We start from the raw sequence: 25,025 nt of genomic DNA on the forward strand, positions 1-25,025 counted from the left end.
TCGCCGCTACTTGCCCGCGCCCTGCGCCGGCGGCGCGGGCGGCGGCGGGATCGCCTTCAGCCGCTCCTTCACCTTCGCCAGCTCCGCGCCGCTCCGCCCGCCCAAGCCGGTCAGGTGGTGCTCCGCGATGTAGCGATCGACCTTCTCGATCCGGTCCGGCGTGGCCGGGTGGGTCGAGAGGTAGGTGGTCCAGCCCGGCTGCTTGCCCTCGCCCTTCTCCAGCTTCTGGAAGAACGTGGCGATGCCGTGCGGATCGTAGCCGGCCGCGGCCGCGTAGCGGGCCCCGTACTCGTCGGCCTCGCTCTCGTCGGCGCGCCCGTACGCGAGCAGCGTGCCCTTGCCGGCCAGCCCCGCCGCGAGCTGCGCCGCGCCGTTCGGGTTCTTCCCGAGCGCGATGCCCATGACCGTCTCGAGCCCCATGGCGTTCACCATCTGGCGGGCCGAGTGGCGCGCCACCACGTGCCCCGCCTCGTGCCCGAGCACGCCGGCGACCTCGGCGGTGTCGTCGGCGGCGAGCAGCAGGCCGGAGTACACGTACAGGAAGCCGCCCGGGGTCGCGAACGCGTTCACCGTCTTCGGGTCGTTGATGACCTTCACCGACCAGTCCACGTCCGGCCGTTCCTTCTTGGCGCTCGCCAGGATCTTGCCGGTGACGCCCTGGACGTAGGCGTTCACGGCCGGGTCCTCGAGGTACTGGACGTGCTCCTTCGTCTCGAGCTGCTCCTTCACCTGCAGTCCGAGCTGCTTCTCCTGCTCGGTCGGAATGAGCACCGAGGCGATGGAGGTCTCGGTGGCGATGCGCTGCTTGCCGGTGCAGCCGGCGAGCGCCAGGATCGAGAGGAGCGCGAGGAGCGGGGTGCGAGACGGTCGGTGCATGCCGGTTCCCTCCGCCGCGCTTCTAGCGCCGGCCCGGGGCGGGGTCATCGTCCGCACGGGGGTGCGGCGCGAAGCCTGATCGGCCCGGGGCGCGGCGCGGCCGGGCCGCGTCCCGCGGTCCCCGGATTTGAAGCCCGCCGCTCCCTCGCGGTACAAGCGGACGGTCGATCCTTCACGCAGGGGGGCGTCACCATGTCGCGCACGCGGGTCGCGGTCCTCTCGACCGCCTTCGCGGTGGTGGCCGCGGGGGTGTTCGGGCTCGGGTTCCTGCGCGGCGCCGCCGAGGCGTCCGCCGCGCCCGCGCCGCCGCCGCTCTCCAGCGAGTACCCGGGCGGCGCGCCCATCGACGCGGCGCGCATCCAGACCGGCCGGCTCACCTTCGAGCGGATGCCGGCCGAGGTCTCGGGCGCGCTCGAGCTCCACTCCGCGGAGATCGTGAAGCAGGCCGAGGTGCTCGCCACCAAGCAGGCCCGCATCACCGGCACCTGCGCGCCCGGCTCCGCCATCCGCGTGGTCGGCCAGGACGGCACGGTGGTGTGCCAGCGCTTCCCCCGCGGCGTCGTCTCGGTGTCCTCGCTCGCCGGCCTCCCGCGCGTCTCCACCACCGCCACCACCCAGCTCAGCGTGCCTGGCGGCGTGGGGCGCTACCAGTCCGCGGGGGAGGACGACTTCCTGGTGGTCCCGGTGGACCTGCCCGACGGCGCGGTGGTGACGGGCTTCTCGTTCGTGTTCTGGGACAGCGACGCCAGGATCGACGGCGCCGCGTACCTGTACCGCTCCGACGACACCGCCATGGCTGCGCTCGTGACGAAGGAGGCCGCCGACGAGGTGCGGGTGGTGTCCACCCAGGACGTCGCCGCGCAGAAGGTGGACAACGCCGCCTTCGCGTACTTCGTCTACATGCAGCTCTCGGCCGCGGCCGGGCCGCGGCTCGTGCCCATCGCCGCGTCGGTGGCCTACAAGCTGCCGTGAGGCGGCGCGCCGGATCGCGCCGCCGCGCGATCCCCGCCGCGATCGACGCGCGGTTTGCGTCTACAATGCCGCTCCCCATGTCCCGAAGCGCCCTCCGCCGCGTGAAGCGGCTCGTGGTCAAGGTCGGCACCGGCACGCTCACCGACCGCGCCGGCCGGTTCGATCGCGACAACTGCGCGCGGCTCGCCTCCGAGCTCGCCGAGGTGGCGCGCGGCCGGAAGGTGGTGCTCGTCTCCTCCGGCGCGGTGGCGCTCGGCGCCGAGCGGCTCGGCCTCGCGCGCAGCCGGGGCAAGCCCTGGGACATCCCCACCAAGCAGGCCTGCGCGGCCGCCGGCCAGCCCCACCTCATGGCCGCCTGGGGCGAGGCGCTGGGCCGCCACGGGCTCGTCACCGCCCAGGTGCTGCTCACCGCCGACGACCTCGCCAGCCGCAAGCGCTTCCTGAACGCGCGCCGCACCTTCGAGCGGCTGCTCGACGCGGGCGCGGTGCCGGTGGTGAACGAGAACGACACCGTGGCGGTGGACGAGATCAAGGTCGGCGACAACGACACGCTCGCCGCGCTGGTGGCGGGCTGCGTGGAGGCCGACGCGGTCGCGATGCTCACCGACGTGGACGGGCTCTACGACCGGAACCCCGCCGAGCCCGGGGCGCGGCTGCTGCGCGACGTGCCGCGGGTCACCGCCGAGATCGAGCGGAGCGCGGGCGGGGCGGGGAGCGAGCGCAGCGTGGGCGGGATGATCACCAAGGTGAAGGCGGCGCGGCGGCTCGGTGCGCAGGGCGTCGTCACCGCGCTCCTCTCCGGGCGCCGCGCGCGCGCGCTCCCGGCGCTGCTCGCCGGCGAGCCGGTCGGCACCGTGTTCGCGCCCGGGGCGCACCGGCTCAGCTCGCGCCAGGGCTGGCTCGCCGCGGCGGCGCGCGGCAAGGGCGTCATCCTGGTGGACGCGGGGGCGCGGCGCGCGCTGGTGGAGCAGGGCCGGAGCCTGCTGCCGAGCGGCGTCCGGGGCGTGCAGGGCCAGTTCGGGGTCGGGGACCCGGTGGACGTCGCGGTGGACCCGGCCCGCCCCTTCGCGCGGGGCCTGGCGGGCTACGGCGCCGACGAGGTCCGCCGCATCGCCGGGCTGAAGACCGGCGAGATCGAGCGCGCGCTCGGGTATAAGTACCTCGACGAGATCGTCCACCGGAACGACCTGGTGGTCCTCGAGACCGGCCGGGAGTGAGCATGCGCAAGGAGAAGTCGCTGGGCCTCGCCGCCGAGATGCGGAAGCTGGCGGAGGCCTCTCGCGAGGCCGCCCGGGCCCTCTCGCACGCCGACCCCCGCCGCAAGGACGCCGCGCTGCGCGCCGCCGCCGAGGCCATCGGCCGCCGCGAGAAGCGGATCCTCTCCGAGAACGCGCGCGATGTCGCCGCGGCCCGCGCGGCCGGGCAGAACGCCGCCTACCTCGACCGGCTGCGGCTCGACCCGAAGCGGCTCGCCGGCATCGGCGCGGCGCTGCACGAGATCGCCGGGCTGCGCGACCCGGTGGGCGAGGTGACCGCGAGCTGGCGGAGGCCGAACGGCCTCGAGATCCGCAAGGTCCGCATCCCGCTCGGCGTGGTCCTGATGGTGTACGAGGCCCGGCCCAACGTGACCGTCGACGCGGCCGCGCTGTGCCTGAAGAGCGGCAACGCGGCCATCCTCCGCCCCGGCTCCGACGCGCTCCGCTCGTCGCTCGCGCTCGCCGCGGCGTTCGCCGAGGGGCTCGAGAAGGCCGGGCTGCCCGCCGCCAGCGCGCAGGTGGTGCCCACCCCGGATCGCGAGGCCACCTACGAGCTGCTCGCGCTCGACGACCTCATCGACCTCGCCATCCCGCGCGGCGGGCCGTCGCTCATCCGCGCGGTGGCGGCGCGCTCCCGCGTGCCGGTGCTGAAGCACTACCAGGGCGTGTGCCACCTGTACCTCGACGCGTCGGCCCCGCCGCAGCAGGCGGTGGACCTCGCGCTGAACGGCAAGGTGCAGCGCCCCGGCGTGTGCAACGCGACCGAGTGCCTGCTCGTGCACCGCGGCGCCGCCGGCAAGCTCCTGCCGCCGGTGGGGCGCGCGCTCGCCGACGCCGGGGTGGAGCTGCGCTGCGATCCCACCGCGCTCACCATCCTGAAGCGCGCCGGGGTGGCGGCGGTGCCCGCCCGCCCGGACGACTTCGGCAAGGAGTTCCTGGACAAGATCCTGGCCGTGCGGGTGGTCGCGGATCTCGACGGCGCGCTCGACCACATCGCGCGCTACGGCTCGCTCCACACCGAGGCGATCGTCACCCGCGATCTCGCGAGCGCGCGGCGCTTCCAGCGCGAGGTGGACGCGAGCGCGGTGATGGTCAACGCGTCCACCCGCTTCAACGACGGCGGCGAGCTGGGGCTCGGCGCCGAGATCGGCATCTCCACCACCAAGCTCCACGCGTTCGGGCCCATGGGGCTCGCCGAGCTCACCACCCAGAAGTTCCTGGTCGAGGGCGAAGGGCACGTGCGGTAGCGAGAGGAACCTGATGGCGACGAAGAAGAAGGCAGCCGGCAAGAAGCCGTTCGCGAAGAAGACCCCCTCGAAGCGCGCCCCCGCGCGCCGCGGGCCGCCCATGAAGGCGCCCGGGAAGAAGAAGGGCGGCCCGGCGAAGGCGCCGGGCAAGAAGGGCGCGCCCAAGGAGCGCGTCCTCCGCGCCCGCCGGCCGCCTCGCGCCGCCGCGCCCCCCGCCGCGATCGAGGCGGCGCCGGCGCCGGCCCGCCCCGCGGCCGACCGGCCCGACCCGGCGCGCCCCACCGCCATGGCGATCGCGGCGGCCGCGCTCGACAAGAAGGCCGAGGACGTCACCGTCCTCGACGTGCGCGGGCTCACCAGCTACGCCGACTACTTCGTGCTCATGACCGCCGACTCCGACCGGCAGGCGAGCGCCATCGCCGACCACGTCGAGCAGACCATGAAGGCGCAGGGCGTCACCAAGGTCGGCGTGGAGGGCTACCAGGGCGGGCGCTGGATCCTGGTGGACTACGGCGACGTGGTGGCCCACGTGATGGGCCGCGAGGCCCGCGGCTTCTACGATCTCGAGGGGCTCTGGGCCGACGCGCCGCGGGTGGCGGTCGAGGCCTAGGCCGCCGCGGGCTTCCGCCACACGAGCTTCATCCAGGTCCGCGGCGTCCGCGACGGCGGCGAGGCCTCGAGGAGCTCGAGGCCGAGCCCGTCGCACAGCGCCACCGGCGCGGAGAGCCGCCGCCGGCCCGGGGAGCGGGTGCGCAGCATCAGCCGGCCCGGCGGCTCGACCCACAGGTCGTGCCGGTGGAGCCCGATGAACCGCTCGGCGCTGCCCTCGCGGCACCACCCCTGCACGACCAGGTATCCGCCGGGCGCGAGCACGCGGACGAGCTCGCGCATCACCGCGCCGGGATCCTGCGTGTGGTCGAGCGCGTTGTGCATCCAGGCGAGGTCGAACGCGGCCTCGCCGAAGCGGCGCGAGAGCGCCTCGCCGCCGCACTGCACGAGCGGGTAGCGGGTGTGGAGCCCGTGCCGGGCGAGCAGCTCGCGGTAGCCGTCCGCCAGCGCGTCGGAGCAGGTGAGCGCGATCCGGCCCTGCTCGGCCCCGTCGGCCCACATCGAGAGCGGCCCGGAGCCGGCGTCGAGGACGCGCGGCGGCGCGCCGGTCCGGGCCCGGCGCTCCTCGAGGAGGGGCTCGAGGTAGTGCGGGTAGACGAGCGTCATGAGCGCCGGGGTGGAGCGGCGCCGGATGTCCTCCGCGTACTCGCCGCGGCCGGAGAGCTCGCGGTCCCAGAAGGCGAGCTCGTCGCGGAACCCGTCGCCGGGCTCGGGAGGGCGGCCGCCGATCAGCTCGGCGCAGAACGAGAAGGCCTGGCGGAGCACCGTGCGGCACCTCCGGGGGCGATCCGTGCAGACGGCCGCCCGGCCCAGCAACGTTGGCGCGCGCCGGGACGGGCGCAACCTCCGCGCAGGTCCGCCTCCGACGTGGCCGTCAGCGGCGGCGCGGGATGGTGAGCGCGGCGGCGGCGAGCACCATCCCGCCCCCGAGCGCCAGGTTCCAGCCCACCGGCTCGTGGAGCACGAGCGCGCCCAGCGTCACCGCCACCGTGGTGTCGAGCAGCGGCAGCGCGCCGATCGCCGCCATGGGGACGCGCGGCACCAGCCAGTAGAGGCCCACGTAGGTGAGCGCGGTGCCGAACACCGCCAGCCACGCGAGCGCCGCGATCGCGCTCGGGGTGAACGCCGCCGGGCGCCCGTGCTCCAGCAGCGCCGCCGCCGTCAGCAGGAGCGCCGCGCCGAACGCGGTCTGGCCGGCGGTCATGGCGAGCGGCGAGACCGCGGCGAGGTGTCGGCGCACCAGCACGTTCGCGAGCGCGACGATCATCGAGGACAGCACCACCAGCGCGCCCCCCAGCAGGAGCCGGCTCGAGCCCTCCAGGTCGCCGAGGTGCGGGAGCTGCAGCACGGCCACGCCCGCGATCCCGAGCAGCGCCGAGGCGACGCGCGCCGGCGTGAGCGACTCGCCCGGGACCAGCGCGCGCGCCAGCAGCGCGATCCAGACCGGGAAGGACGCGAACAGCACCGCGGCCAGGCCGGACGGGACCCACTGCTGCGCCACGAACATGAGGCCGTAGGGGAGCGCGATCTGCAGCACGGCGACGAGCGCGAGCTGCGCCCGCGCCGGCCCCACCACCTCGCGCCAGGCGCCCCCGCGCAGCGCGAACGGCGCGAGCACCAGGGCCGCGATGGCCATCCGCACCCCCGCGAAGCGCAGCGGCGGCAGGTCCTCGAGGCCGATCCGGATGGCCATCCAGGTCGAGCCCCACAGCGCGGCGACGGCGAGGTAGGTGGCGACGATGCGGGTGCGCACGGCGGGGCGCATGGTAGGCGAAGCCGCGGTGGACGGGGAGCCGTCCGCGCGGCCGGGGGCGGTCCGGGCTCGCGTCAGGGGAGGGTGAGCGGGGCGAGCCACACCGCCGCGGCGGCGGCGAGCGCGAGCGCGGCCTGCAGCGCGGTGGCGCGGCGGCGGCGGCGCACCGGGAACTCGGCCACCGTGGCGGTGCCCTTCTCGTCGGCGAGGCGGGTGGCGTTCAGCGTGGCCACGTCCATGCGCGAGAGCGCCACCTCCTCGGTGGCGAAGCCGCGGTTCGCGAGCAGCGCCACCAGGCGCGCGCGCGGGTGGAGCCTGGCGAGCTTCTTCGCCGCGAACGCGTCGAGGTGGCGCGCCAGCGCGCCGGCGCTCTTCCAGCGCCGCTCCGGCGTGCGCGCCAGGCAGCGCTCGATGGCGGCGGCCACGCGCGCCGGGCAGCCGGGGGCGAGCGAGCGGACCCGGCGGAAGCGCCCGCGCCGCACCAGCCGGAACAGCTCGTCCGCGTTCGCGCCGCGGAACGGCTTCTCGCCGCAGACCAGCTCGTAGAGGGTCACGCCGAGCGCCCACACGTCCGCCGCGGGCCCGCCCTCGTCACCGGCCAGCACCTCCGGCGCCATGTACGACGGGCTGCCCACCAGCATCCCCACCCGCGTGAGCGAGGGATCCTCGGCGCCCTTGGCGATGCCGAAGTCCATCAGCTTCACCTCGCCCAGCCGGGAGATCATGACGTTCGCCGGCTTCACGTCGCGGTGCAGCAGCCCGCTCCAGTGGACGTAGTCGAGCGCCTCGGCGAGGCGGGCGCCGATCACCGCCACGCAGTCGGCGGGCAGCGCGCCGCCCTGCGCCAGGACGCGCGCCAGGTCGGCGCCGTCGACGAGATCGGTGACGAGGTAGAGCTGATCGTCCTTCTCCACGAGGTCGTGCACCGCCACGATGGCCTCGTGGCGGAGCTGCGCGTAGGCGCGGCCCTCGCGACGGAAGCGCTCGACGACCTCGCTGGAGCGGACGAGCTTCTGGTCGAGCGCCTTCACGGCGACGGGCCGCTCCAGGCCTTCCTGGAACGCCTCGTACACCACGCCCATCCCGCCGCGGCCGATCTCGCGGACGATCCGGCTCGTCCCGACCTTCCTCACCATAGGTCGCGGAGGATGACCCGTTCCGCCTATCCCACTCAATGCGCAGCCCGCGCCTTGCGCGCAGAAATCGCGCCGGGGAAGCGCGTCGTGCTGCGGCGGGTTGTCAGGGCGGAGGGTCGATCTGCTACACTTCGCGGCTCCGATCCGGTTTCGCCGCGGCCTCGCAGGAAGGATCGGGAGTTGCACGTTCCCCCTTGATTCTCGTCAATTCCGCAAGCTTTGCGCCGCGGCCCGTGGCGGCCGTGGCGCCCTCACCGGAGGACGCAACATGGCGAGCAGGCGAATGGTGACGATGGACGGCAACGAGGCCGTCGCCTCCGTGGCCCACCGGGTCAGCGAGGTCATCGCCATCTACCCGATCACCCCGTCCTCGAACATGGGGGAGTGGGCGGACGAGTGGTCGGCGAAGGGCCGCAAGAACGTGTGGGGCACGGTGCCCAGCGTGGCGGAGATGCAGTCGGAGGGCGGCGCCGCGGGCGCGGTCCACGGCGCGCTGCAGGCGGGCTCGCTCACGACGACCTTCACGGCGTCGCAGGGCCTGCTGCTCATGATCCCGAACATGTACAAGATCGCGGGCGAGCTCACCGCGTTCTGCATGCACGTGAGCGCGCGCGCGGTCGCGACCCACGCGCTGTCGATCTTCGGCGACCACTCCGACGTGATGGCGGTGCGCCAGACCGGCTTCGGGCTGCTCTCCTCGGCCTCGGTGCAGGAGGCCCATGACATGGCGGCCATCGCGCACCGCGCCACGCTGCTGTCGCGCGTGCCGTTCTTGCACTTCTTCGACGGCTTCCGCACCTCGCACGAGGTGGCGAAGATCGAGGAGCTCACCGACGACGACCTGCGCGCCATGATCCCGGAGGAGCTGGTGGCGGCGCACCGCGCCCGCGCCCTCACCCCGGACCGGCCCACGCTCCGCGGCAGCGCGCAGAACCCCGACGCGTTCTTCCAGGCGCGCGAGGCCTGCAACCCGTACTACCTCGACGCCGCCGGGCACGTGCAGGCGGCGATGGACCACTTCGGGAAGCTCACCGGCCGCAAGTACAAGCTGTTCGAGTACTTCGGGCACCCCGAGGCGGAGCGCGTGGTGGTGGCGATGGGCTCGGCCTGCGACACCGCGCAGGAGACCGTCGAGCACCTGATCGCGCGCGGCGAGAAGGTCGGCCTGCTGAAGGTCCGGCTCTACCGGCCGTTCGACCTGGGCGCGTTCATGACCGCGCTGCCCCGCACCGTGCAGGCGCTGGCGGTGCTCGACCGCACCAAGGAGCCGGGCGCGCTCGGCGAGCCGCTCTACCAGGACGTGGTCACCGCGCTCCGGGAGGCGGAGCAGGCGCACATCGACCGGTTCCACCACCAGATCACGGTCATCGGCGGGCGCTACGGCCTCTCCTCGAAGGAGTTCACGCCCGGCCAGGTCAAGGCGGCGCTGGACGAGCTCCTGAACGCGCGCCCGAAGCGGCACTTCACGGTGGGCATCAACGACGACGTCACCCACCTGTCGCTCAGGGCCGACCCGACCTTCGACACCGAGGGCAAGGACGTGGTCCGGGCGCTGTTCTTCGGCCTCGGCGCGGACGGCACGGTCGGCGCGAACAAGAACTCCATCAAGATCATCGGCGAGGACACGCCCAACTTCGCGCAGGGCTACTTCGTCTACGACTCGAAGAAGTCCGGGTCGGTGACCATCAGCCACCTGCGCTTCGGGCCGCGCCCCATCCACTCCGCGTACCTCATCGAGAAGGCGAACTTCGTCGCCTGCCACCAGTTCGGCTTCCTCGAGAAGTACGAGATGGCCGAGATGACGGTGCCCGGCGCGACGCTGCTCCTCAACTCGCCCTACGGTCCGGACGAGGTGTGGGGCCACCTCCCGCGCGAGGTCCAGGAGCAGATCCTGACGAAGGGCCTCAAGCTGTACGTCATCGACGCGTACAAGGTCGCGCGCGACACGGGCATGGGGGTGCGCATCAACACCATCATGCAGACGTGCTTCTTCGCGATCTCCGGCGTCCTGCCGCGCGACGAGGCCATCGGCCACATCAAGAAGACCATCGAGAAGACCTACGCGCGCAAGGGCGCCGAGGTGGTGCAGAAGAACTTCGCCGCGGTGGACCACACCCTCGCGCACCTGTACCAGGTGAAGGTGGAGGGCCGCGCCGCCACCGGCGCGCCGCGCCCGCCGACGGTCTCGGAGGCCGCGCCCGACTTCGTGAAGCGCGTCACCGCGCTCATGCTCGCGGGCAAGGGCGACCAGCTCCCCGTGTCGGCGTTCCCGGTGGACGGCACCTGGCCCACCGGCACGTCGAAGTGGGAGAAGCGGTCGATCGCGCTCGAGATCCCGGTGTGGGAGCCGAGCCTCTGCATCCAGTGCAACAAGTGCGCGCTCATCTGCCCGCACGCGGCCATCCGGCCGAAGTTCTACGGCGCCGAGGCGCTCGGGAGCGCGCCGAAGGGCTTCCTGGCGATGGACTACAAGAGCGCCGACGTGAAGGGGGCGAAGTACTCGCTCCAGGTGGCGCCCGACGACTGCACCGGCTGCACGCTGTGCGTCGAGATCTGCCCGGCGGAGTCGAAGACGGAGAAGGGCAAGAAGGCCATCAACATGGCCGAGGCCATGCCGCTGAAGGAGAAGGAGCGGGCGAACTTCGAGTTCTTCCTCTCCATCCCCGACGCCGACCGCAAGAAGGTGAAGCTCGACGTGAAGGGGACGCAGTTCCTCGAGCCGCTGTTCGAGTTCTCCGGCGCATGCACCGGCTGCGGCGAGACCCCGTACCTGAAGCTCCTCACCCAGCTCTACGGTGACCGCGCCGTCATCGCGAACGCCACCGGCTGCTCGTCGATCTTCGGCGGCAACCTCCCGACCACCCCGTACACGCAGAACTGCGAGGGGCGCGGGCCGGCCTGGGCGAACTCGCTGTTCGAGGACAACGCCGAGTTCGGCTTCGGCATGCGCCTCTCGATCGACAAGCAGGCCGAGCAGGCCCGCGAGCTGCTCGCCGTGCTCGGGCCGAAGCTCGGGGACGCGCTGGTGGACGAGCTGCTGAAGGCCGACCAGTCCGACGAGACCGGGATCGAGAAGCAGCGGGCGCGGGTGGCGGAGCTGAAGGCCAAGCTGCAGATGATGGACGGGCTCGAGGCGCGCTGGCTGCTCCGCATCGCGGACTATCTCGTGCGCAAGAGCGTCTGGATCGTCGGCGGCGACGGGTGGGCGTACGACATCGGGTACGGCGGCCTCGACCACGTCATCGCGCAGGGGCGCGACGTGAACATCCTGGTGCTCGACACCGAGGTGTACTCGAACACCGGCGGCCAGGCGTCGAAGGCGACGCCCATGGGCGCGGCGGCGAAGTTCGCGGTGGCCGGCAAGAACCTTCCCAAGAAGGATCTGGCCATGCTCGCGATGAGCTACGGGCACCCGTACGTCGCGCGGGTCGCGATGGGCGCGAAGGACGCGCAGACCATCGCCGCGTTCAAGGAGGCGGACAGCTACCCCGGGACCTCGGTGATCGTGGCGTACGCGCACTGCATCGCGCACGGCTACGAGATGAGCGAGGCGCTCGGGCAGCAGGAGAAGGCGGTGGACTCCGGGTACTGGCCGCTGTTCCGGTACGACCCGCGCCGCGTCGCCGCCGGCGACAGCCCGCTGAAGCTGGACAGCGCCGCGCCGAAGATCGACCTCGCGCGCTTCACCGAGGGCGAGACCCGGTTCCGGCAGGTGGAGCAGGCGAACCCGGCCGGCTTCGCGAGGATGCTGGAGCAGGCGCAGAAGGACGTCCGGGAGAAGTACGCGCTGTACGAGCAGCTCGCGAAGGCGATGAACCCGGCGAACCTCGTCCCCGGCGCCGCCGGGGGGAACGGCAAGCCGCGCGCCTGACCCCTGACCCCTGACCCCCGACCCGGAGTCATTGCGCCGGGAACGGAGATGACGACGGCCCGGTCCGCCATGCGCGGGCCGGGCCGTATCGTTTCGGGGCCCACCCGGACGCCTTCGTCGGTGCCGAGGGAGCGGCCGATGCGGGGGAACCGCACGCCGGGGGCGGGGCGCGATACGGGCGGAGCGCGCGCTTCACCGCGTGGCCGCGTCGCAAGACGCGACGGCTCGAGCGCGACCGAGTAGAACGGCGCTCCTCGCGAGCGCGTGAACTTCGCGGGGAAGCTGCGCACTCGGCGGCTCCGACCTCGCTTGGCGGTCGCCGCTCGCCACGCCTGCGGGCCGCGCCTGAGCGCGCGGACGGGGACGAGGGCGGGCGCTCAGCCGAAGCTGGCGCAGGGAACGCCGTGCAGGACGCGCAGCAGGTACGTGCCGGCCGGGAAGATCACGCCGGAGCGCCCGGCGCGTCGCGCGCGCCAAGCCTCCCGGTACGCGCGCAGGAACCCGACCAGCCGCCCGATCGCCTCGATCCGCTTCCAGCGGTCTCGCGCCGCCACCCGTGGGCGGAGGCCGCGCATCGGCGGCGGCTCCGGCGGGCGGGCCGTGGGTCGCTGCGCGAGCACCCGCCGCGCGCCCACGAACCCGATGCCGGCCAGCGCGTGCGCGTGGGCGACCTCGCGCTCCCGCGCCGCGATCGCGTCGACGAGCAGCGAGCGGAACGCATCCGCAGGCTCGAACCCAGGCGGCGGCACGAGCGCGAGCTCGACGACTTCCGGCATCGGACCGCTCCGGCGGAAGAACCCATCCGGTCGCGTCACCCGTAACGCGCCCGCGCCGATCGACTCCGGCGCCGACCAGAGCCCTGGCCACTCCTTGGCGGAGGCGACCAGCCCGGCCTTCACCGGGTTCGTGAGGACGTAGGCGACCTTCTCGAGCACGTCCTGCGGCGACGAGAGCGCCACGGCGCTGTAGCTGCCCGGCGCCCAGAACGACTCCCAGCGGCCGAGCGAGGCGTTCACCGCCCGGGCCACGAGCGCGTTCAGGTACTGCTCGAACTCTGGCAGGCGCGCGTTCACGTCGGTGACGACCAGGTGGAAGTGGTTCGACATCACGCAGAACGCGTGCACCAGGATCCCGTACCGCCGCGCGGCGACGGCGAGCACGTACAGGAAGATCGCGTTCGTCGCGGGTGAGGGGCGGAGCAGGAACATGCGCTGGAAGCAGCGGCGCGTCACGAGGTACGTGACGCCCGGGAGGACCTGACGCGGAGCGGTCATGGCGCGGGTGCAAGGCAGGCGGCGTGCCGCGCGGCCGGCCCCGTGATCCTTGGGCGAAGCCAATGGGCGGGGCGTGCCGTGGTCCGCGGATCGGACCCCTGGTCCGAAATGCACTACTCTGGGTCCGGAACTGCGACAGGAACGTCCATGCCCCCGACCCTGGTCACCGGCGCCGCCGGCTTCATCGGATTCCACCTCGCGAAGGCGCTGCTCGACCGCGGCGACGTGGTGCTCGGCGTCGACTCGATGGTGCCGTACTACGACGTCCGCCTGAAGGAGGCGCGCCTGGCCCAGCTCACCGGGCGCCCCGGGTTCACGTTCGAGCGGCTGGATCTCGCCGATCGCGAGGCGACCTCCCGTCTGTTCGAGCGCGGCGGCTTCGGCGCGGTCGTGCACCTCGCCGCCCAGCCCGGCGTGCGCTACTCGCTCGAGAACCCGCACGCCTACGTGGACGCGAACGTCACCGGGTTCCTCGACGTGCTCGAGGGCTGCCGCCGGCACCCGGTCCGCCACCTGGTCTACGCGTCCTCGAGCTCCGTCTACGGCGGCAACACCAAGGTGCCGTTCGCGGTCACCGACAACGTCGATCACCCGGTCAGCCTGTACGCCGCCACCAAGAAGGCGAACGAGCTGATGGCGTACACGTACAGCCACCTGTTCGCGATCCCCGCCACGGGGCTCCGCTTCTTCACCGTGTACGGTCCGTGGGGACGTCCGGACATGGCGCCCATGCTCTTCGCCCGCGCCATCCTCGAGGGCCAGCCGATCAAGGTCTTCAACCACGGGCAGATGCGGCGCGACTTCACCTACGTGGACGACATCGTCGAGGGCGTCATCCGCGTCCTCGACCGCCCGCCCGCGGCGGGCGTGGTGCCGCCGCACCGGCTCTACAACATCGGCAACAGCCAGCCCGTCGAGCTGCTCCGCTTCATCGACGTGATGGAGGCGGCGCTCGGGAAGAAGGCGGTCCGCGAGCTCCTGCCGATGCAGCCCGGCGACGTCCCGGCCACGTTCGCCGACGTGTCGGATCTGGAGCGGGACGTCGGCTTCCGGCCAGCGACCTCCATCGAGGAGGGCGTGCGACGCTTCGTGGCCTGGTACCGGGCGTACCACCGCGCGTGAGCCGCCGGCGCGGCCCGGTCCCGGCCGGGCGCGCTCCCCACCCTCGCGGACGCCGGACCCGAACGCAGGGTCGCGCCGCGCAGGCAGGCGGCCCACCGTGCAGGAGGTGCCGCCGCCCGTCCCTGCCGTCCGCCGTTCCTCCGGTCGAGACCCTTCCTATCCAGCCGTCGATTGCCTGGGCGTGAAGGTCGCGCGCCTGGAGTGGCCGGACCTCCTCGAGTGGTTCCTCCGCCGCCTCGACGCGCCGGCGCCCGTCCGGTGCGGCACGCTCGTGCTGGCGAACGCGCACACGCTCAACGTCGCGTCCGCGAACCCCGCGGCGCGCGAGGCGATCCGCGCGGCGACCCTGGTCCTGAACGACGGCGTCGGGCTCGACGTGTACGCGCGGCTCCGCACCGGCGCGCCGTTTCCGTACAACTTCGCCGGCACCGATCTCGTGCCGCGCCTGCTGGGGGAGTGTGCCCGGCGCGGCCTGCCGCTGCGCGTCTTCCTGTACGGGGCGCGCCCCGGCCGCGCGGCGGAGGCGGCGCGACGCATCGAGCGCGCGTACGCACCGGTGAAGGTGATCGGCGCACTGGACGGCCACGAGACGACCGGCGACGAGGCACGCCGGGCCATCGACGCCGCCCACCCCGACCTGCTGCTCGTCGGGCTCGGGAACCCGCGGCAGGAGGAGTGGCTGGCGGCGAACGCGCCGGGGCTCCGGGCGCGCATCGCGATCGGGGTCGGGGCGCTGTTCGACTTCATGAGCGGGAGCGTCGTGCGCGCCCCCCGCGCGGTGCGCGCGATGCGCCTCGAGTGGATGTTCCGCCTCGCCCTGGAGCCCCGCCGGCTCTTCCGCCGGTACGTGGTCGGGGTGCCGCTCTTCCTCTGGCGAACCCTCACCTACCGCCCCGAGCCGGTACCCTCCCACCCGACCCAGAGTCCTTTGGGCGCCGGAAAGCCCCGGATCGGGCCACGCAACGACTCCGGGTTCGGCGCGGTGCTCGCGAGGACGGGGACCGACGCGAAGGACTCCGGGTCGGGGGTGAGGATGGGGTCGGCGGGCTGACCCCGCACCGCCGGGCCAGCAGCCGCGGGGCCTTCGCGCCGGTCGCGCGCTGCCGCAACTTCAGACGTGATCCGTCCGCTGACCGCGCGTGTGTCCGCAGTGCTCCTGGTGGCGCTCTGGAGCGCGTCCGCCGCGGTCGCGGCCGAGCCGCTCCTCGTCCCGGGGCGGATGGGCTACAACGCGCTCCCTGCGCTCCGGAACGTGGACCCCGTCGTCGGGAACCGGACCGAGCTGGAGCTGTCCGCCACCGCCCAGCTCGCGGGCCTCGGCGCGCAGGACGCGGCGGGGACGCCCTACGTCCGCCTCACCGTGCCGTTCCGCGAGGTGGCCGCGCTGGAGCTGGACGGGACGCCCTTCGAGCTGTTCCGCACGTCGGCCGCGACGGGGGAGCGGATCGGCGCGCGCGTGCGCTCGGGCGCGTCGCCGGGCGACCTCCGCGCCGGCGCGCGGTTCCTGGTGCTCGAGGAGCGGGGGAAGCGGCCGGCGCTGGGCCTGCGCCTGGTGGTGAAGTCCACCTCGGGCAAGGACCGTGGCGCGCGCCGCTTCACCAACGCGCCGGGGTACGTGTTCGACGTGCTCGCCGGGAAGGACCTCGCGGCGGCGGGTCCGGTCCGCCTGCGGGCGCTCGCGAAGCTCGGCTTCCTCGCCTGGCAGGTGGCGGACGGCCGGCAGGACGACGCGCTCGACTACGGGGCGACGCTGCGCGCCGCGTTCGCAAGCGGCGTCGCGCTCTCGGGCGAGTGGCGCGGCTACGCCGGCTGGCGCGGCGACGATCGCCCGATGGTGCTGGGCCTCACCGCCGACGTTCCGGCCGGCTCGCGGGTGCTGCTGCGCGCGTCCGCCGACCGCGGCCTGACCTCCGACGCGCCGCCGCTCGACGTGCGGCTCGGCGTGGTCCTGTTCCTGGACGCGCCCATGGCCCGCGACCGCGCCGCCGGCCAGGCCGACCCGCGCCTGGCCTCGGGCGCGCGCCCGCGGCGGCAGCCCGGGCCGCGGTGATCACTCGCCCGCGTGCCGCCCGTCGGTCACGCGCACCTCTGCCGCCACCCCCGCGTGATCGCTCGGCCACAGGCCACCCACCCGCTCGTCGGCGGTCTCGCCCACCACCTCCGCGCTCCACGGCTCCACCGGGCCGCGCACGAGCACGTAGTCGATGCGCGTGGACAGGTCGGCGAAGCCGGGGTCGCCCGGGCCGATGCGCAGGTCCTCGGGGAAGCAGCAGGTGAGCCCGGGCGCGTCGCCGTTCACCGCCGCCCAGACGTCGCTGAACCCGGCGGCGGCCAGCACGGCCTCGCCCTCGGTGCCGGGCTGGGAGTTGAGATCGCCGACCAGCACCACCGGGCGCGTCTCGGCGGCGAGCGCGCCGGCGAGCTCCGCCGCCTGGGCGGTGCGCACGCCCGCGTGGTAGGCCTCGAGGTGCGTCGAGACGAAGCGCAGCCACTCGCCGCGGTACCTCGCGTCCACCGACACCCAGCCCCGCTTCACCTGCACCGGGTTCCCGAGCACGGTCACGGGCAGGAGCGTCGCGTACACGCCGCCCGTCGGCAGCGCGGTGGCGAGATCGCTCCGCGCCAGGATCACGCCGCGATCCGTCATGCGGACGTCCTGCCCGGTCGCCACCGGCGCCTCGAAGTCGAACAGCGTCACCTCGGCCGCGACCACGTAGTGGAGGTCGCGCGCGGCGAGCGCGTCGAGGAGGTCCTGGACGTAGTCGTACGCGACCGTGGTGGCGGGGGTGGTTCCGCCGGCGAGGAAGTCGCCCGGGTCCTGCACGCGCCAGAGGTACGCCTCCTGGAGCCCGACCAGGCCGGGCCGCGTGGCGGCCAGCTCGTCGGCGATCGCCTCCGCGCGCACGTGGAAGTCGTTCGCCTGCACGGTGACCCACACCGCGGTCGTCGCCGCGACGAACGCCGCCGGGGTGGCGGCGGCCATGACCGGCCCGAGATCGGCGCCGAGGTACAGGTTCCGGGTGGTCACGCCCAGGATCTTCTTGCCTCCTGCCATGGAATGGGGATCCATGCCGGCGCCATGCGCGCTCGGTGAACCCGCGGCGGGCGGGGCACGGACCGCGTCGGAGGCCGCTGCGGAGGAGCCGTCGCCGTTGCTGCAGGCGACCAGGACGAGCGGGGACAGGGCGAGCGCAAGGACGGCCAGGCGCGTGCGGGACATGGTCACCTCCGGCGGTGGGGTCAGGAGCCGGGCGTGTGGAATGTGGATGGGAACGTAGCACCGCCGGTGCGCTGGCCCGACGCGCCGGGCGGGCCGCCCCGGACGGAGTGCCGGGCGGGGTGTAGCGCCAGCCCCCGGCTGGCCCGCGCGCGGGAGCCCAAGCTGGGCCCAGCGCCTGTGAAGACCGCAGCGTAACTCGTTCCGGGCCGAGATCGCCCGGCAGGTCGTCGGAAGGGAAACGCGATGCCGAGAGCCACCGGACCTCGACACGGATGCAGGCTGCTCGGGCTGGCGCTCGCCGCGGCGGTCGGCCTGGCCGGCTGCAAGCGAGACGGCGGCAGGGCGGCCGAGGCCGCGCAGGAGCAGCCTCCGGTCGCGCTCGCGCCGGAGAACGTCGCGGTGGTGTCGTCCCGCCGTCTGCAGTCCGGCCCGGAGGTGGCCGGCACGCTGCACGCCCGCCGCACGGCCACGCTGCGCGCCGAGGTGGGCGGCGCCGTCGCCGAGGTCCGCGTCGACGCGGGCGAGCGGGTGAAGTCGGGCCAGCTCCTCGCCCGGATCGACGCCTCGGCGCTGCAGGACGCGGTGCGGGCGGCCCACTCCGCGGTGACCTCGGCGCAGAACGCGCTGCGCGTGGCGGAGTCCGGCGCCCGGCGCGCACACACGCTGGCGCGCGAGGGCGCCATGGCCGAGCAGGACGCGGAGCGCGCCGACGCGCAGCTCGAGGCGGCGCGCGCGCAGGTCGAGGACGCGAAGGCCCGGCTCGCCGCGGCCGAGCAGCAGGCCGGCAAGACCGCCGTGCGCGCGCCGTTCGCCGGCGTGGTCTCGGAGCGGAGCGTCTCGTCCGGCGACGTGGTGGCGTCCGGCGCGGCGCTCTACACGGTGATCGATCCCTCGCGGCTCCAGTTCGAGGGCTCGGTGCCCGCGGCGAGCGTGGGCGCGCTCGTGCCGGGCGCGCCGGTGGACTTCTCGGTGACCGGCTTCGGCGGCCGCCGCTTCGACGGCCACATCGAGCGCGTGAACCCCGCCGTCGATCCCAGCACCGGCCAGGTGCGCGTCTACGTGGACGTGCCGAACGCCGACGGCCGGCTCCTCGCCGGCCTCTACGCGCAGGGGCGGGTGGCGAGCCAGGCGAGCGAGGCCCTGTCGGCGCCGGCGACCGCGGTCGACGCGACCTCCACCCCGCCCACCGTCATGAAGGTGCAGGACGGGAAGGTGCAGAAGGTGGCGGTCGAGATCGCGCTCCGCGACGACGTGGCCGGCGCGGTGGGCTTCCGCTCCGGCGTGAAGCAGGGCGACGTGCTCGTGCTCGGCTCGGCCCGCGGCGCGCTCGCCGACGGCACCCCGGTCCGCGTGGTCGAGGACCCGCGCGCGCAGAAGTCGAACTAGCCGCCCCGGGCGCTCCGCATGTTCATCTCCGACTTCGCCATCAAGCGGCCCATCGTCACCATCACGGTGATGCTGGCGCTCGTGATCTTCGGGCTCCTGGCGCTCGTCACGCTCAAGACCGACGAGTTCCCGGACGTCCAGCCGCCGGTGGTGGCGGTCACCATCGTCTATCCCGGCGCCTCGCCCGAGACCGTCGAGCGCGAGGTGATCGATCCCATCGAGGACGCGATCTTCTCCATCAGCGGCATCGACGGAAAGCAGACCACCGCCTCCGCCACCGACGGCCTCGCCCAGTTCATCGTGTTCTTCGACTTCGAGAAGAACCTGATGGAGGCGACGCAGGACATCCGCGACGCGATCAGCTCGAAGCGCCAGGACCTGCCCACCGAGATGGAGGAGCCGGTGCTGGTCCGGTTCGATCCGTCGCAGGAGCCGATCGTCACCCTGACGCTCACCTCGAAGACGCTGCCGGTGCCGGCGCTGACGCGGCTCGCCGACGAGGTGGTCTCGCGCGACCTGCGCTCGGTGCAGGGCGTCGCCGACGTGCGGCTGGTGGGCGGGCAGAAGCGCGAGCTCACCGTCCAGCTCGACCCGGAGGCCATGGCCGCGGCCAGCGTCTCGGCCGCGGAGGTGGTGGGGGCGCTGCAGGCGCAGAACCTGGCCGCGCCGGTGGGACGGGTCAACACGCCGCTCGGCGAGCAGAGCATCCGCCTCTCCGGCCGCCTCGGCACGCCGGAGGAGTTCGAGCAGGTGGCGGTCGCGAGCCGCGGCGGCCAGGTGGTCCGCCTCGGCCAGGTGGCGACGGTGCTCGACGGCGCCGAGGAGGCGCGCACGCTCGCGCTGTTCAACTCGGGCGAGGCGGTGGGCCTGGAGGTCCTGAAGACGAAGGGCTACTCCACCACCGCGGTCGCGGACGCGGTGAAGCAGCGGGCGCGGGCGCTCGAGCCGCGCATGGAGGGGGCGAAGCTCGCCATCGTCCAGGACTCCGGCACGCGCGTGCGCCAGTCGGTGGACGACGTGCAGCGGACGCTCGTCGAGGGCGCGCTCCTCACCGTCCTGGTGGTGTTCCTGTTCCTCAACTCGTGGCGGTCCACCGTCATCACCGGCCTCGCGCTGCCGGTCTCGGTGCTGGCGGCCTTCGTGAGCGTCTGGGCGTTCGGCTTCACGCTCAACACCATGTCGCTGCTGGGCCTCTCGCTCGCCATCGGCATCCTCATCGACGACGCCATCGTGGTGCGCGAGAACATCGTCCGGCACATCGAGCTGGGCGAGGACCACACCACCGCCTCGCACAAGGGGACCGACGAGATCGGCCTCGCCGTGACCGCCACCACCTTCTCCATCGTGGCGGTGTTCGTGCCGGTCGCGTTCATGTACGGGGTGGCCGGCCAGTGGTTCAAGCCGTTCGCGCTCACCATCGCCGCGGCGGTGCTGGTGTCGCTGTTCGTCTCGTTCTCGCTCGACCCGATGATGTCGGCGTACTGGCCGGATCCGCAGGTCGAGAAGGGCGAGCGGCGCGGGCCGGTGGGGCGCGCGCTGGGCGCCTTCAACCGCTGGTTCGATCGGCAGGCCTCGAGCTACCGGCGCGTGGTGGCCTGGGCGCTCGACCACCGCTGGCTGGTGGTGGCGTTCGCCACGCTGTCCCTCGTCGGCTCGTTCGCGTTGCAGGGCGCGTTCGGCGGGGCGGGCTTCGTGCCGGTGTCGGACCGCAGCGAGGTGAGCCTCATCGTGCAGACGCCGCCCGGCTCGTCCATCGAGTACACGCGGCGCAAGGTGGAGGAGACCGACCGCATCCTCCGCAGCCACCCCGAGGTCGCATACACGTACGCGTCCATCGGCACGCCCATCCCGCTCCAGGCGCCGGGCGTGGACCAGGCGCTCATCTACGCGCGGCTCACGCCCAAGCGCGAGCGCGACCTCTCTCAGGACGCGCTCGGCGCGGTGCTGCGCCGCGAGCTGTCGCGAGTGGCCGGCGCGGAGATCTCGGTCTTCACGAGCGGCTTCGGCGGCGCGTTCAAGTCGATCCAGCTCGAGCTGCGCGGCCCCGACTCGCGGGTGCTCACCGAGCTCGCCGAGAAGGTGAAGGCCGTCGCCGCCGGCGTGCCCGGGGCCGTGGACGTCGGGCTGTCCACCCGCGGGCAGAAGCCGGAGCTGGCGGTGGAGGTGGACCGCGGCCTCGCCGGCCGCCTCGGGGTCACGGTGGGCCAGGTGGCGCAGTCGCTCCGCATCGCGTTCGCCGGGCTCGACTCGGGCGACTGGGTGGACCCGACCGGCGAGACGCGCAAGGTGATGGTGCGGCTCGCGCCCGAGGCGCGCGAGCGCGCCTCCGACCTGCGGCAGCTCCCGCTCATCCTGCCGAGCCGGGAGGGCGCGCCGCGGATCCTGCCCGTCGGCCAGGTGGCGCGCATCACCGAGGGGCTCGGCCCCGCACAGATCTCGCACCTCGACCGGCAGCGGGTGGTGAGCGTGCAGGGGAACGTGGCCGGCCGCTCGCTCTCCGAGGTGGTGAACGAGATCGAGCGGCGGCTCGCCGGCGAGGTGAAGCTGCCGCCCGGCTACACGCTCCGGCAGGGCGGCGAGTCGGCGGACCAGGCCGAGGTGTTCACGCGCATCGGCGTGGCGCTGCTGCTCGCCGTGATGCTCATGTACCTCGTGCTCGTGCTGCAGTTCGGATCGTTCCTCGATCCGTTCGCCATCCTGCTCTCGCTGCCGCTGTCGCTCATCGGCGTGGTGCTGGCGCTGCTCGTCACCGGCGACACCATCAACCTGATGAGCCTCATCGGCGTGATCCTGCTGTTCGGGATCGTCGCGAAGAACGCGATCCTGCTCATCGACTTCGCGAAGTGGGCGCGGGAGGAGCGAGGCCTGTCGATCCGCGACGCGCTCGTCGAGGCCGGCGGGATCCGGCTCCGGCCGATCATGATGACGAGCGTCGCCGTGATCGCCGGGATGATCCCGGTCGCGTCCGGGCTGGGCGAGGGCGGCGACTTCCGCGCGCCGCTCGGCCGCGCGGTGATCGGCGGCGTCATCACCTCCACGCTGCTCACGCTGCTCGTGATCCCGACCGTGTACGAGATCATGGACGGCTGGCGGACGCGGCTGGGCCGGCTGTTCCGCCGCGCGTTCGCGCGCGGCGGCGAGCGGCACGCCCGCGAGGCGGCGCAGCGGCGGGAGGAGCCGTAGCCGCGGCCGCCCGCGGGGTCACGCTCAGTAGATCGGCACCAGGTGGTAGCCCTGCGCCTGGTAGCCGATGAGCGAAACGAAGCCGTCCGCCACCACGGTGAGCTCGGGGAGGAGGCGCGCGTCCTCCACCTGGAACACCTTCGTCGCGATCGTGCAGACCTCCAGCGCCGCGCCGCGGCGCTTCAGCTCCCGCACCGCGGCGGCGATCTCGACGGCGGCGGCGCGATCCGCGGCGCGGCTCGGCGCCGGCGCCTCGCCGGTGAGGAACCGGACCGTCGGGCCGATGAAGACGACCTTGAAGTCCGGCGCCACGCCTTGCGCGCGCAGCCCGTCGTACGAGCCCGCGATGAGCTTCAGGTACATGGCGATCTTGGGCCCGTCGGCGAGATCCACGAGGAACAGGCCCTTGCCGCTGGTGACGCCGCGGAGCGCGTCGGCGTTCCCGGGCGTGGCGGAGGCGCGCGCGGTGAGCGGCGTCCCGGCGGTGAGCGCGAGCAGGGCGCCGAGGGCGAGGAGAGGGAGTGGACGGTGCGGGGTCATCGGTGTGGATCCTCGGGAGTGGGGCCCGCGGCCCCGCGCGCCACCATGGCGGGGGAGGGCGGACCGGATGCGTCGCGGTATAGACAGATCTGTCTACCGCGTCCAGCCCGGATTCGTGCGCCTGGCCCGCCGAGGCGGGTGAAATGGCGCGACGAGTGGGTATACTGCGCGCGCCCCGGCCCGGAGCGAGCCATGTCCCCGCGCGAGAAGCTGGTCGAGACCGCCGCAGCGCTGTTCTACCGGCACGGCTGCCACGCCGTGGGGATCGACACGGTCCTCGCCGAGGCAGGCGTGGCCAAGATGACCCTGTACCGGCACTTCCGCTCGAAGGACGAGCTGGTGCTCGCAGCGCTGCGCCGGATGGACGAGCGGTTCCGCAACGCGTTCATGGCCGCGGTGGAGCGGGCGTCGGACACGCCGGCGGGCCGGCTCGACGCGCTGTTCGACGTGGTGCGCGAGTGGGTTCGCGGGAAGGACTTCTACGGCTGCCCGTTCATCAACGTCACGGCCGAGTTCGCCGCGCACGACGACCCGGTCCACGTCGCGGCGGCCGAGCACAAGCGGCTCGCGCTCGAGTACATCGAGCGGCTCGCCGCCGAGGCGGGCGCTGCCGACGCGCGCGGGCTGGCCCGGGCGCTGAAGGTGCTCCTGGAGGGCTGCACGGTGCTCGCGCAGGTCACCGGTCAACCCGGGTTCGTGGACGACGCGCAGCAGGCCGCGCGGCTGGTGCTCCAGGAGGGGCTCCGAGGCGCCGTGCCCGCGCGCGCGCCGCGCCGGCCGCGCCGCGCGCGGACGTGAGCTCCTCCCCGCTCCTTCGGTCGTTCGTGTTCGGTCGTTCGGTCGTTTCCCGTCGTTTCCCGACCTCGTTCGTTTCCCGACCCAGAGTCATTGATCGCGCGGGATGCGAGATCGTCCGCGCCGCGGACCCTTTCGCGCAAGTCGGCGATCTCACGGGGCCGAACGGCGACCCCGGGTCCGCCGGCCGTACGCAGACGCCGCGCGAAATGACTCTGGGTCCGGATCGGCGCAGCGGGATGAGCGGTGCCAGAATGACTCTGGGTCGGGATCAGAGGCCGAGGTCGCGCAGGGCGGCGCGGGCGGCCTGCCAGCCGCACATGCCGTGGACGCCCCCGCCGGGCGGGGTGGAGGCGGAGCAGAGGTAGAGCCCGGGCACGGGGGTGGACCACGGGTCGGGGGACAGCACCGGACGGGCGACGAGCTGGGCGAGCGACGCCTCCCCGCCGCCCACGTCCCCGCCGACCAGGTTCGCGTCCTCCTGCTCGAGCGCCGGCGGACCGCGCACGGCGCGGGCCAGCACGAGCTCGCGGAACCCGGGCGCGAAGCGCTCCACCTGCGCCTCGACCGCGTCGGTGAGGTCCCCGTCGAACCCGCGCGGCACGTGGCAGTACGCCCACGCCACGTGTCCCCCGGGCGGCGCGCGCGACGGGTCGAAGCGCGTGGGCTGCGCGAGCAGCACGAACGGCCGCGCCGGCACCTCGCCGCGCTCGACGGCCGCCTCGGCGGCGGCGATCTCCTCCAGCGTGCCGCCGAGGTGCACCGTGCCGGCGACGGCGCAGGCCGCGGCCCGCCACGGGATGGGACCGGCGAGCGCCCAGTCGAGCTTGAAGGCGCCGGGCCCGTAGCGGAACGCGGCGAGCCGCCGGGCGTAGCGCGCCGGGAGCCGCGCCCCGGCCACCCGCAGCACCTGCCGCGGCGTGAGGTCGAGCATCACCGCGCGCGCCGGCGGGAGGTCCTCGAGGCGGTGCACCTCGGCCGAGGTCGCGAGCTCGCCCCCGCGCGCCCGGAGCTCCGCGGCGAGCGCCGCCGCGATGGCGCCGGCGCCGCCCTCCGGGAACGGCCAGCCCACGGCGTGCCCGGCCGCGCCGAGCACCAGCGCGAAGGCGGCGCTGGCGGCGGCCTCCAGGGGCCGGTTCGCGTGCGCGGCGAGGCCGGCGAACAGCGCCCGCGCGCGCGGGCCGCGGAACCGGGCGCGGGCGAGGCGCGCGGCCGGGAGCAGCGCGGGCAGGCCGAAGCGCGCCAGCAGCAGCGGCCGCCGCGGGCGGTGCAGCACCGGACCGAGCACCTCCTCCAGCAGCGCGGGGAGCTCCCGCGCGAGCGGCGCGAACAGCGCCCGCCAGGCGCGGGCGTCCTCGCCGAGCGTCGCGTCGGTGGCCTCGAACCCCGGCCCGAGCAGCGCGGCGGTGCCGTCGTCGAGGGGGTGCGCGACCGCGGCGGGCGGCGAGATCCAGCGCAGGCCGTGCGCCGCGAGCGGCAGCGTGCGGAGGAACGGCGAGGCGACCGCGAGCGGGTGGACCGCCGAGCAGTGATCGTGCAGGAAGCCGGGGAGGGTGAGCGGCAGGGTGCGCGCGCCCCCGCCGGCGGTCGCCGCCGCCTCGCGCACCAGCACCCGCAGCCCGGCGCCCCCCAGCGCCACCGCGGCCGCGAGGCCGTTCGGCCCCGAGCCGACCACCACGGCGTCCGGCGTGCGCACCGCCCCCTCCTAGCGGCGGTGCCCCGGCGGCGCAGCCGGGCGGCCGGGCACGCGCGTCGGCGCCACCGCGGGTCACCCGACCGGAGCGG

Annotated in this window: 19 protein-coding genes; 11 read left to right on the top strand and 8 right to left on the bottom strand. The window is 74.2% G+C overall.

The genetic code is table 11. From position 1 onward, the window contains the following. Positions 1-6: 6 nt before the first annotated feature. Positions 7-876, bottom strand: a complete 870-nt coding sequence (locus A2CP1_RS01155; RefSeq protein ID WP_012631655.1) for a M48 family metallopeptidase — start codon at positions 874-876, stop codon at positions 7-9. A 192-nt stretch (positions 877-1,068) separates the two neighbouring features. Between A2CP1_RS01155 and A2CP1_RS01160 the strand changes: the two genes are divergently transcribed. The 4 genes from A2CP1_RS01160 (at position 1,069) to rsfS (ending at position 4,961) form a co-directional block, all read left to right on the top strand. Continuing rightward, positions 1,069-1,848, top strand: a complete 780-nt coding sequence (locus A2CP1_RS01160; protein ID WP_012631656.1) for a hypothetical protein — start codon at positions 1,069-1,071, stop codon at positions 1,846-1,848. A 77-nt stretch (positions 1,849-1,925) separates the two neighbouring features. Beyond that, positions 1,926-3,065, top strand: coding sequence for a glutamate 5-kinase (proB, locus tag A2CP1_RS01165; RefSeq protein WP_245529941.1), 1,140 nt, complete (start codon positions 1,926-1,928; stop codon positions 3,063-3,065). Between the two features lie 2 nt (positions 3,066-3,067). Beyond that, positions 3,068-4,351: a glutamate-5-semialdehyde dehydrogenase gene (locus tag A2CP1_RS01170; protein WP_012631658.1), complete on the top strand. Its 1,284-nt coding sequence runs from the start codon at positions 3,068-3,070 to the stop codon at positions 4,349-4,351. A 13-nt stretch (positions 4,352-4,364) separates the two neighbouring features. Next, on the top strand, positions 4,365-4,961 hold the full coding sequence (gene rsfS, locus A2CP1_RS23545; RefSeq protein WP_012631659.1) for a ribosome silencing factor: 597 nt from the start codon (positions 4,365-4,367) through the stop codon (positions 4,959-4,961). On the opposite strand, the gene A2CP1_RS01180 is transcribed toward rsfS, so the two are convergent. From A2CP1_RS01180 to A2CP1_RS01190, 3 genes are all read right to left on the bottom strand, one after another. Then, positions 4,958-5,725: a class I SAM-dependent methyltransferase gene (locus tag A2CP1_RS01180; RefSeq protein ID WP_012631660.1), complete on the bottom strand. Its 768-nt coding sequence runs from the start codon at positions 5,723-5,725 to the stop codon at positions 4,958-4,960. The genes rsfS and A2CP1_RS01180 overlap by 4 nt on opposite strands. Positions 5,726-5,834: 109 nt before the next feature. After that, a complete protein-coding gene (locus A2CP1_RS01185; protein ID WP_245529943.1) occupies positions 5,835-6,713 on the bottom strand; it encodes a DMT family transporter in 879 nt (292 codons plus the stop codon). 74 nt (positions 6,714-6,787) lie between these two features. Continuing rightward, positions 6,788-7,849 carry a serine/threonine-protein kinase gene (locus tag A2CP1_RS01190; RefSeq protein WP_012524307.1) on the bottom strand — a complete coding sequence of 354 codons (1,062 nt, stop codon included), beginning with the start codon at positions 7,847-7,849 and terminating at the stop codon, positions 6,788-6,790. Between the two features lie 268 nt (positions 7,850-8,117). Here A2CP1_RS01190 and nifJ point away from each other — a divergent pair, with 268 nt between their 5' ends. After that, positions 8,118-11,720 (top strand): pyruvate:ferredoxin (flavodoxin) oxidoreductase, encoded by a 3,603-nt coding sequence (nifJ, locus tag A2CP1_RS01195; protein WP_012631662.1) that lies wholly within the window; start codon positions 8,118-8,120, stop codon positions 11,718-11,720. A 377-nt stretch (positions 11,721-12,097) separates the two neighbouring features. On the opposite strand, the gene A2CP1_RS01200 is transcribed toward nifJ, so the two are convergent. After that, positions 12,098-12,994, bottom strand: coding sequence for a transposase (locus A2CP1_RS01200; RefSeq protein WP_012631663.1), 897 nt, complete (start codon positions 12,992-12,994; stop codon positions 12,098-12,100). 147 nt (positions 12,995-13,141) lie between these two features. Here A2CP1_RS01200 and A2CP1_RS01205 point away from each other — a divergent pair, with 147 nt between their 5' ends. The 3 genes from A2CP1_RS01205 (at position 13,142) to A2CP1_RS01215 (ending at position 16,166) form a co-directional block, all read left to right on the top strand. Next, positions 13,142-14,116 carry an NAD-dependent epimerase gene (locus A2CP1_RS01205; protein ID WP_012631664.1) on the top strand — a complete coding sequence of 325 codons (975 nt, stop codon included), beginning with the start codon at positions 13,142-13,144 and terminating at the stop codon, positions 14,114-14,116. 181 nt (positions 14,117-14,297) lie between these two features. Continuing rightward, on the top strand, positions 14,298-15,167 hold the full coding sequence (locus A2CP1_RS01210; protein WP_012631665.1) for a WecB/TagA/CpsF family glycosyltransferase: 870 nt from the start codon (positions 14,298-14,300) through the stop codon (positions 15,165-15,167). A 90-nt stretch (positions 15,168-15,257) separates the two neighbouring features. After that, positions 15,258-16,166 (top strand): hypothetical protein, encoded by a 909-nt coding sequence (locus A2CP1_RS01215; RefSeq protein ID WP_245529945.1) that lies wholly within the window; start codon positions 15,258-15,260, stop codon positions 16,164-16,166. Here the strand turns inward: A2CP1_RS01215 and A2CP1_RS01220 are convergent, their stop codons facing one another. Further along, positions 16,167-17,171 carry an endonuclease/exonuclease/phosphatase family protein gene (locus tag A2CP1_RS01220; protein ID WP_245529947.1) on the bottom strand — a complete coding sequence of 335 codons (1,005 nt, stop codon included), beginning with the start codon at positions 17,169-17,171 and terminating at the stop codon, positions 16,167-16,169. It lies immediately after the preceding gene. Positions 17,172-17,579: 408 nt separating this feature from the next. On the opposite strand from A2CP1_RS01220, the gene A2CP1_RS01225 reads away from it, so the two are divergent. Beyond that, positions 17,580-18,722 (top strand): efflux RND transporter periplasmic adaptor subunit, encoded by a 1,143-nt coding sequence (locus A2CP1_RS01225; RefSeq protein WP_012631668.1) that lies wholly within the window; start codon positions 17,580-17,582, stop codon positions 18,720-18,722. Positions 18,723-18,740: 18 nt separating this feature from the next. Next, positions 18,741-21,905 carry an efflux RND transporter permease subunit gene (locus A2CP1_RS01230; RefSeq protein ID WP_012631669.1) on the top strand — a complete coding sequence of 1,055 codons (3,165 nt, stop codon included), beginning with the start codon at positions 18,741-18,743 and terminating at the stop codon, positions 21,903-21,905. A 24-nt stretch (positions 21,906-21,929) separates the two neighbouring features. Here A2CP1_RS01230 and A2CP1_RS01235 read toward each other — a convergent pair whose 3' ends face one another. Next, a complete protein-coding gene (locus A2CP1_RS01235) occupies positions 21,930-22,445 on the bottom strand; it encodes a DsrE family protein (RefSeq protein WP_012631670.1) in 516 nt (171 codons plus the stop codon). Between the two features lie 192 nt (positions 22,446-22,637). Here A2CP1_RS01235 and A2CP1_RS01240 point away from each other — a divergent pair, with 192 nt between their 5' ends. Continuing rightward, the gene (locus A2CP1_RS01240; RefSeq protein WP_012631671.1) at positions 22,638-23,243 is read left to right on the top strand and encodes a TetR/AcrR family transcriptional regulator; all 606 of its coding nucleotides are present in this window, start codon (positions 22,638-22,640) and stop codon (positions 23,241-23,243) included. A 268-nt stretch (positions 23,244-23,511) separates the two neighbouring features. On the opposite strand, the gene A2CP1_RS01245 is transcribed toward A2CP1_RS01240, so the two are convergent. Next, positions 23,512-24,936, bottom strand: coding sequence for a phytoene desaturase family protein (locus A2CP1_RS01245; protein ID WP_012631672.1), 1,425 nt, complete (start codon positions 24,934-24,936; stop codon positions 23,512-23,514). Positions 24,937-25,025 lie beyond the last annotated feature (89 nt).

Source organism: Anaeromyxobacter dehalogenans 2CP-1 (assembly GCF_000022145.1).
In the GTDB taxonomy this organism is placed as follows: Bacteria; Myxococcota; Myxococcia; order Myxococcales; family Anaeromyxobacteraceae; genus Anaeromyxobacter; species Anaeromyxobacter dehalogenans.

Coding starts and splice junctions, on each gene's coding strand:
- A2CP1_RS01205 (WP_012631664.1), top strand. CDS start 13,142: ATGCCCCCGACCCTGGTCACCGGCGCCGCCGGCTTCATCGGATTCCAC.
- A2CP1_RS01200 (WP_012631663.1), bottom strand. CDS start 12,994: ATGACCGCTCCGCGTCAGGTCCTCCCGGGCGTCACGTACCTCGTGACG.
- proB (WP_245529941.1), top strand. CDS start 1,926: ATGTCCCGAAGCGCCCTCCGCCGCGTGAAGCGGCTCGTGGTCAAGGTC.
- nifJ (WP_012631662.1), top strand. CDS start 8,118: ATGGCGAGCAGGCGAATGGTGACGATGGACGGCAACGAGGCCGTCGCC.
- A2CP1_RS01220 (WP_245529947.1), bottom strand. CDS start 17,171: ATGGCAGGAGGCAAGAAGATCCTGGGCGTGACCACCCGGAACCTGTAC.
- rsfS (WP_012631659.1), top strand. CDS start 4,365: ATGGCGACGAAGAAGAAGGCAGCCGGCAAGAAGCCGTTCGCGAAGAAG.
- A2CP1_RS01160 (WP_012631656.1), top strand. CDS start 1,069: ATGTCGCGCACGCGGGTCGCGGTCCTCTCGACCGCCTTCGCGGTGGTG.
- A2CP1_RS01230 (WP_012631669.1), top strand. CDS start 18,741: ATGTTCATCTCCGACTTCGCCATCAAGCGGCCCATCGTCACCATCACG.
- A2CP1_RS01155 (WP_012631655.1), bottom strand. CDS start 876: ATGCACCGACCGTCTCGCACCCCGCTCCTCGCGCTCCTCTCGATCCTG.
- A2CP1_RS01235 (WP_012631670.1), bottom strand. CDS start 22,445: ATGACCCCGCACCGTCCACTCCCTCTCCTCGCCCTCGGCGCCCTGCTC.
- A2CP1_RS01190 (WP_012524307.1), bottom strand. CDS start 7,849: ATGGTGAGGAAGGTCGGGACGAGCCGGATCGTCCGCGAGATCGGCCGC.
- A2CP1_RS01225 (WP_012631668.1), top strand. CDS start 17,580: ATGCCGAGAGCCACCGGACCTCGACACGGATGCAGGCTGCTCGGGCTG.
- A2CP1_RS01170 (WP_012631658.1), top strand. CDS start 3,068: ATGCGCAAGGAGAAGTCGCTGGGCCTCGCCGCCGAGATGCGGAAGCTG.
- A2CP1_RS01240 (WP_012631671.1), top strand. CDS start 22,638: ATGTCCCCGCGCGAGAAGCTGGTCGAGACCGCCGCAGCGCTGTTCTAC.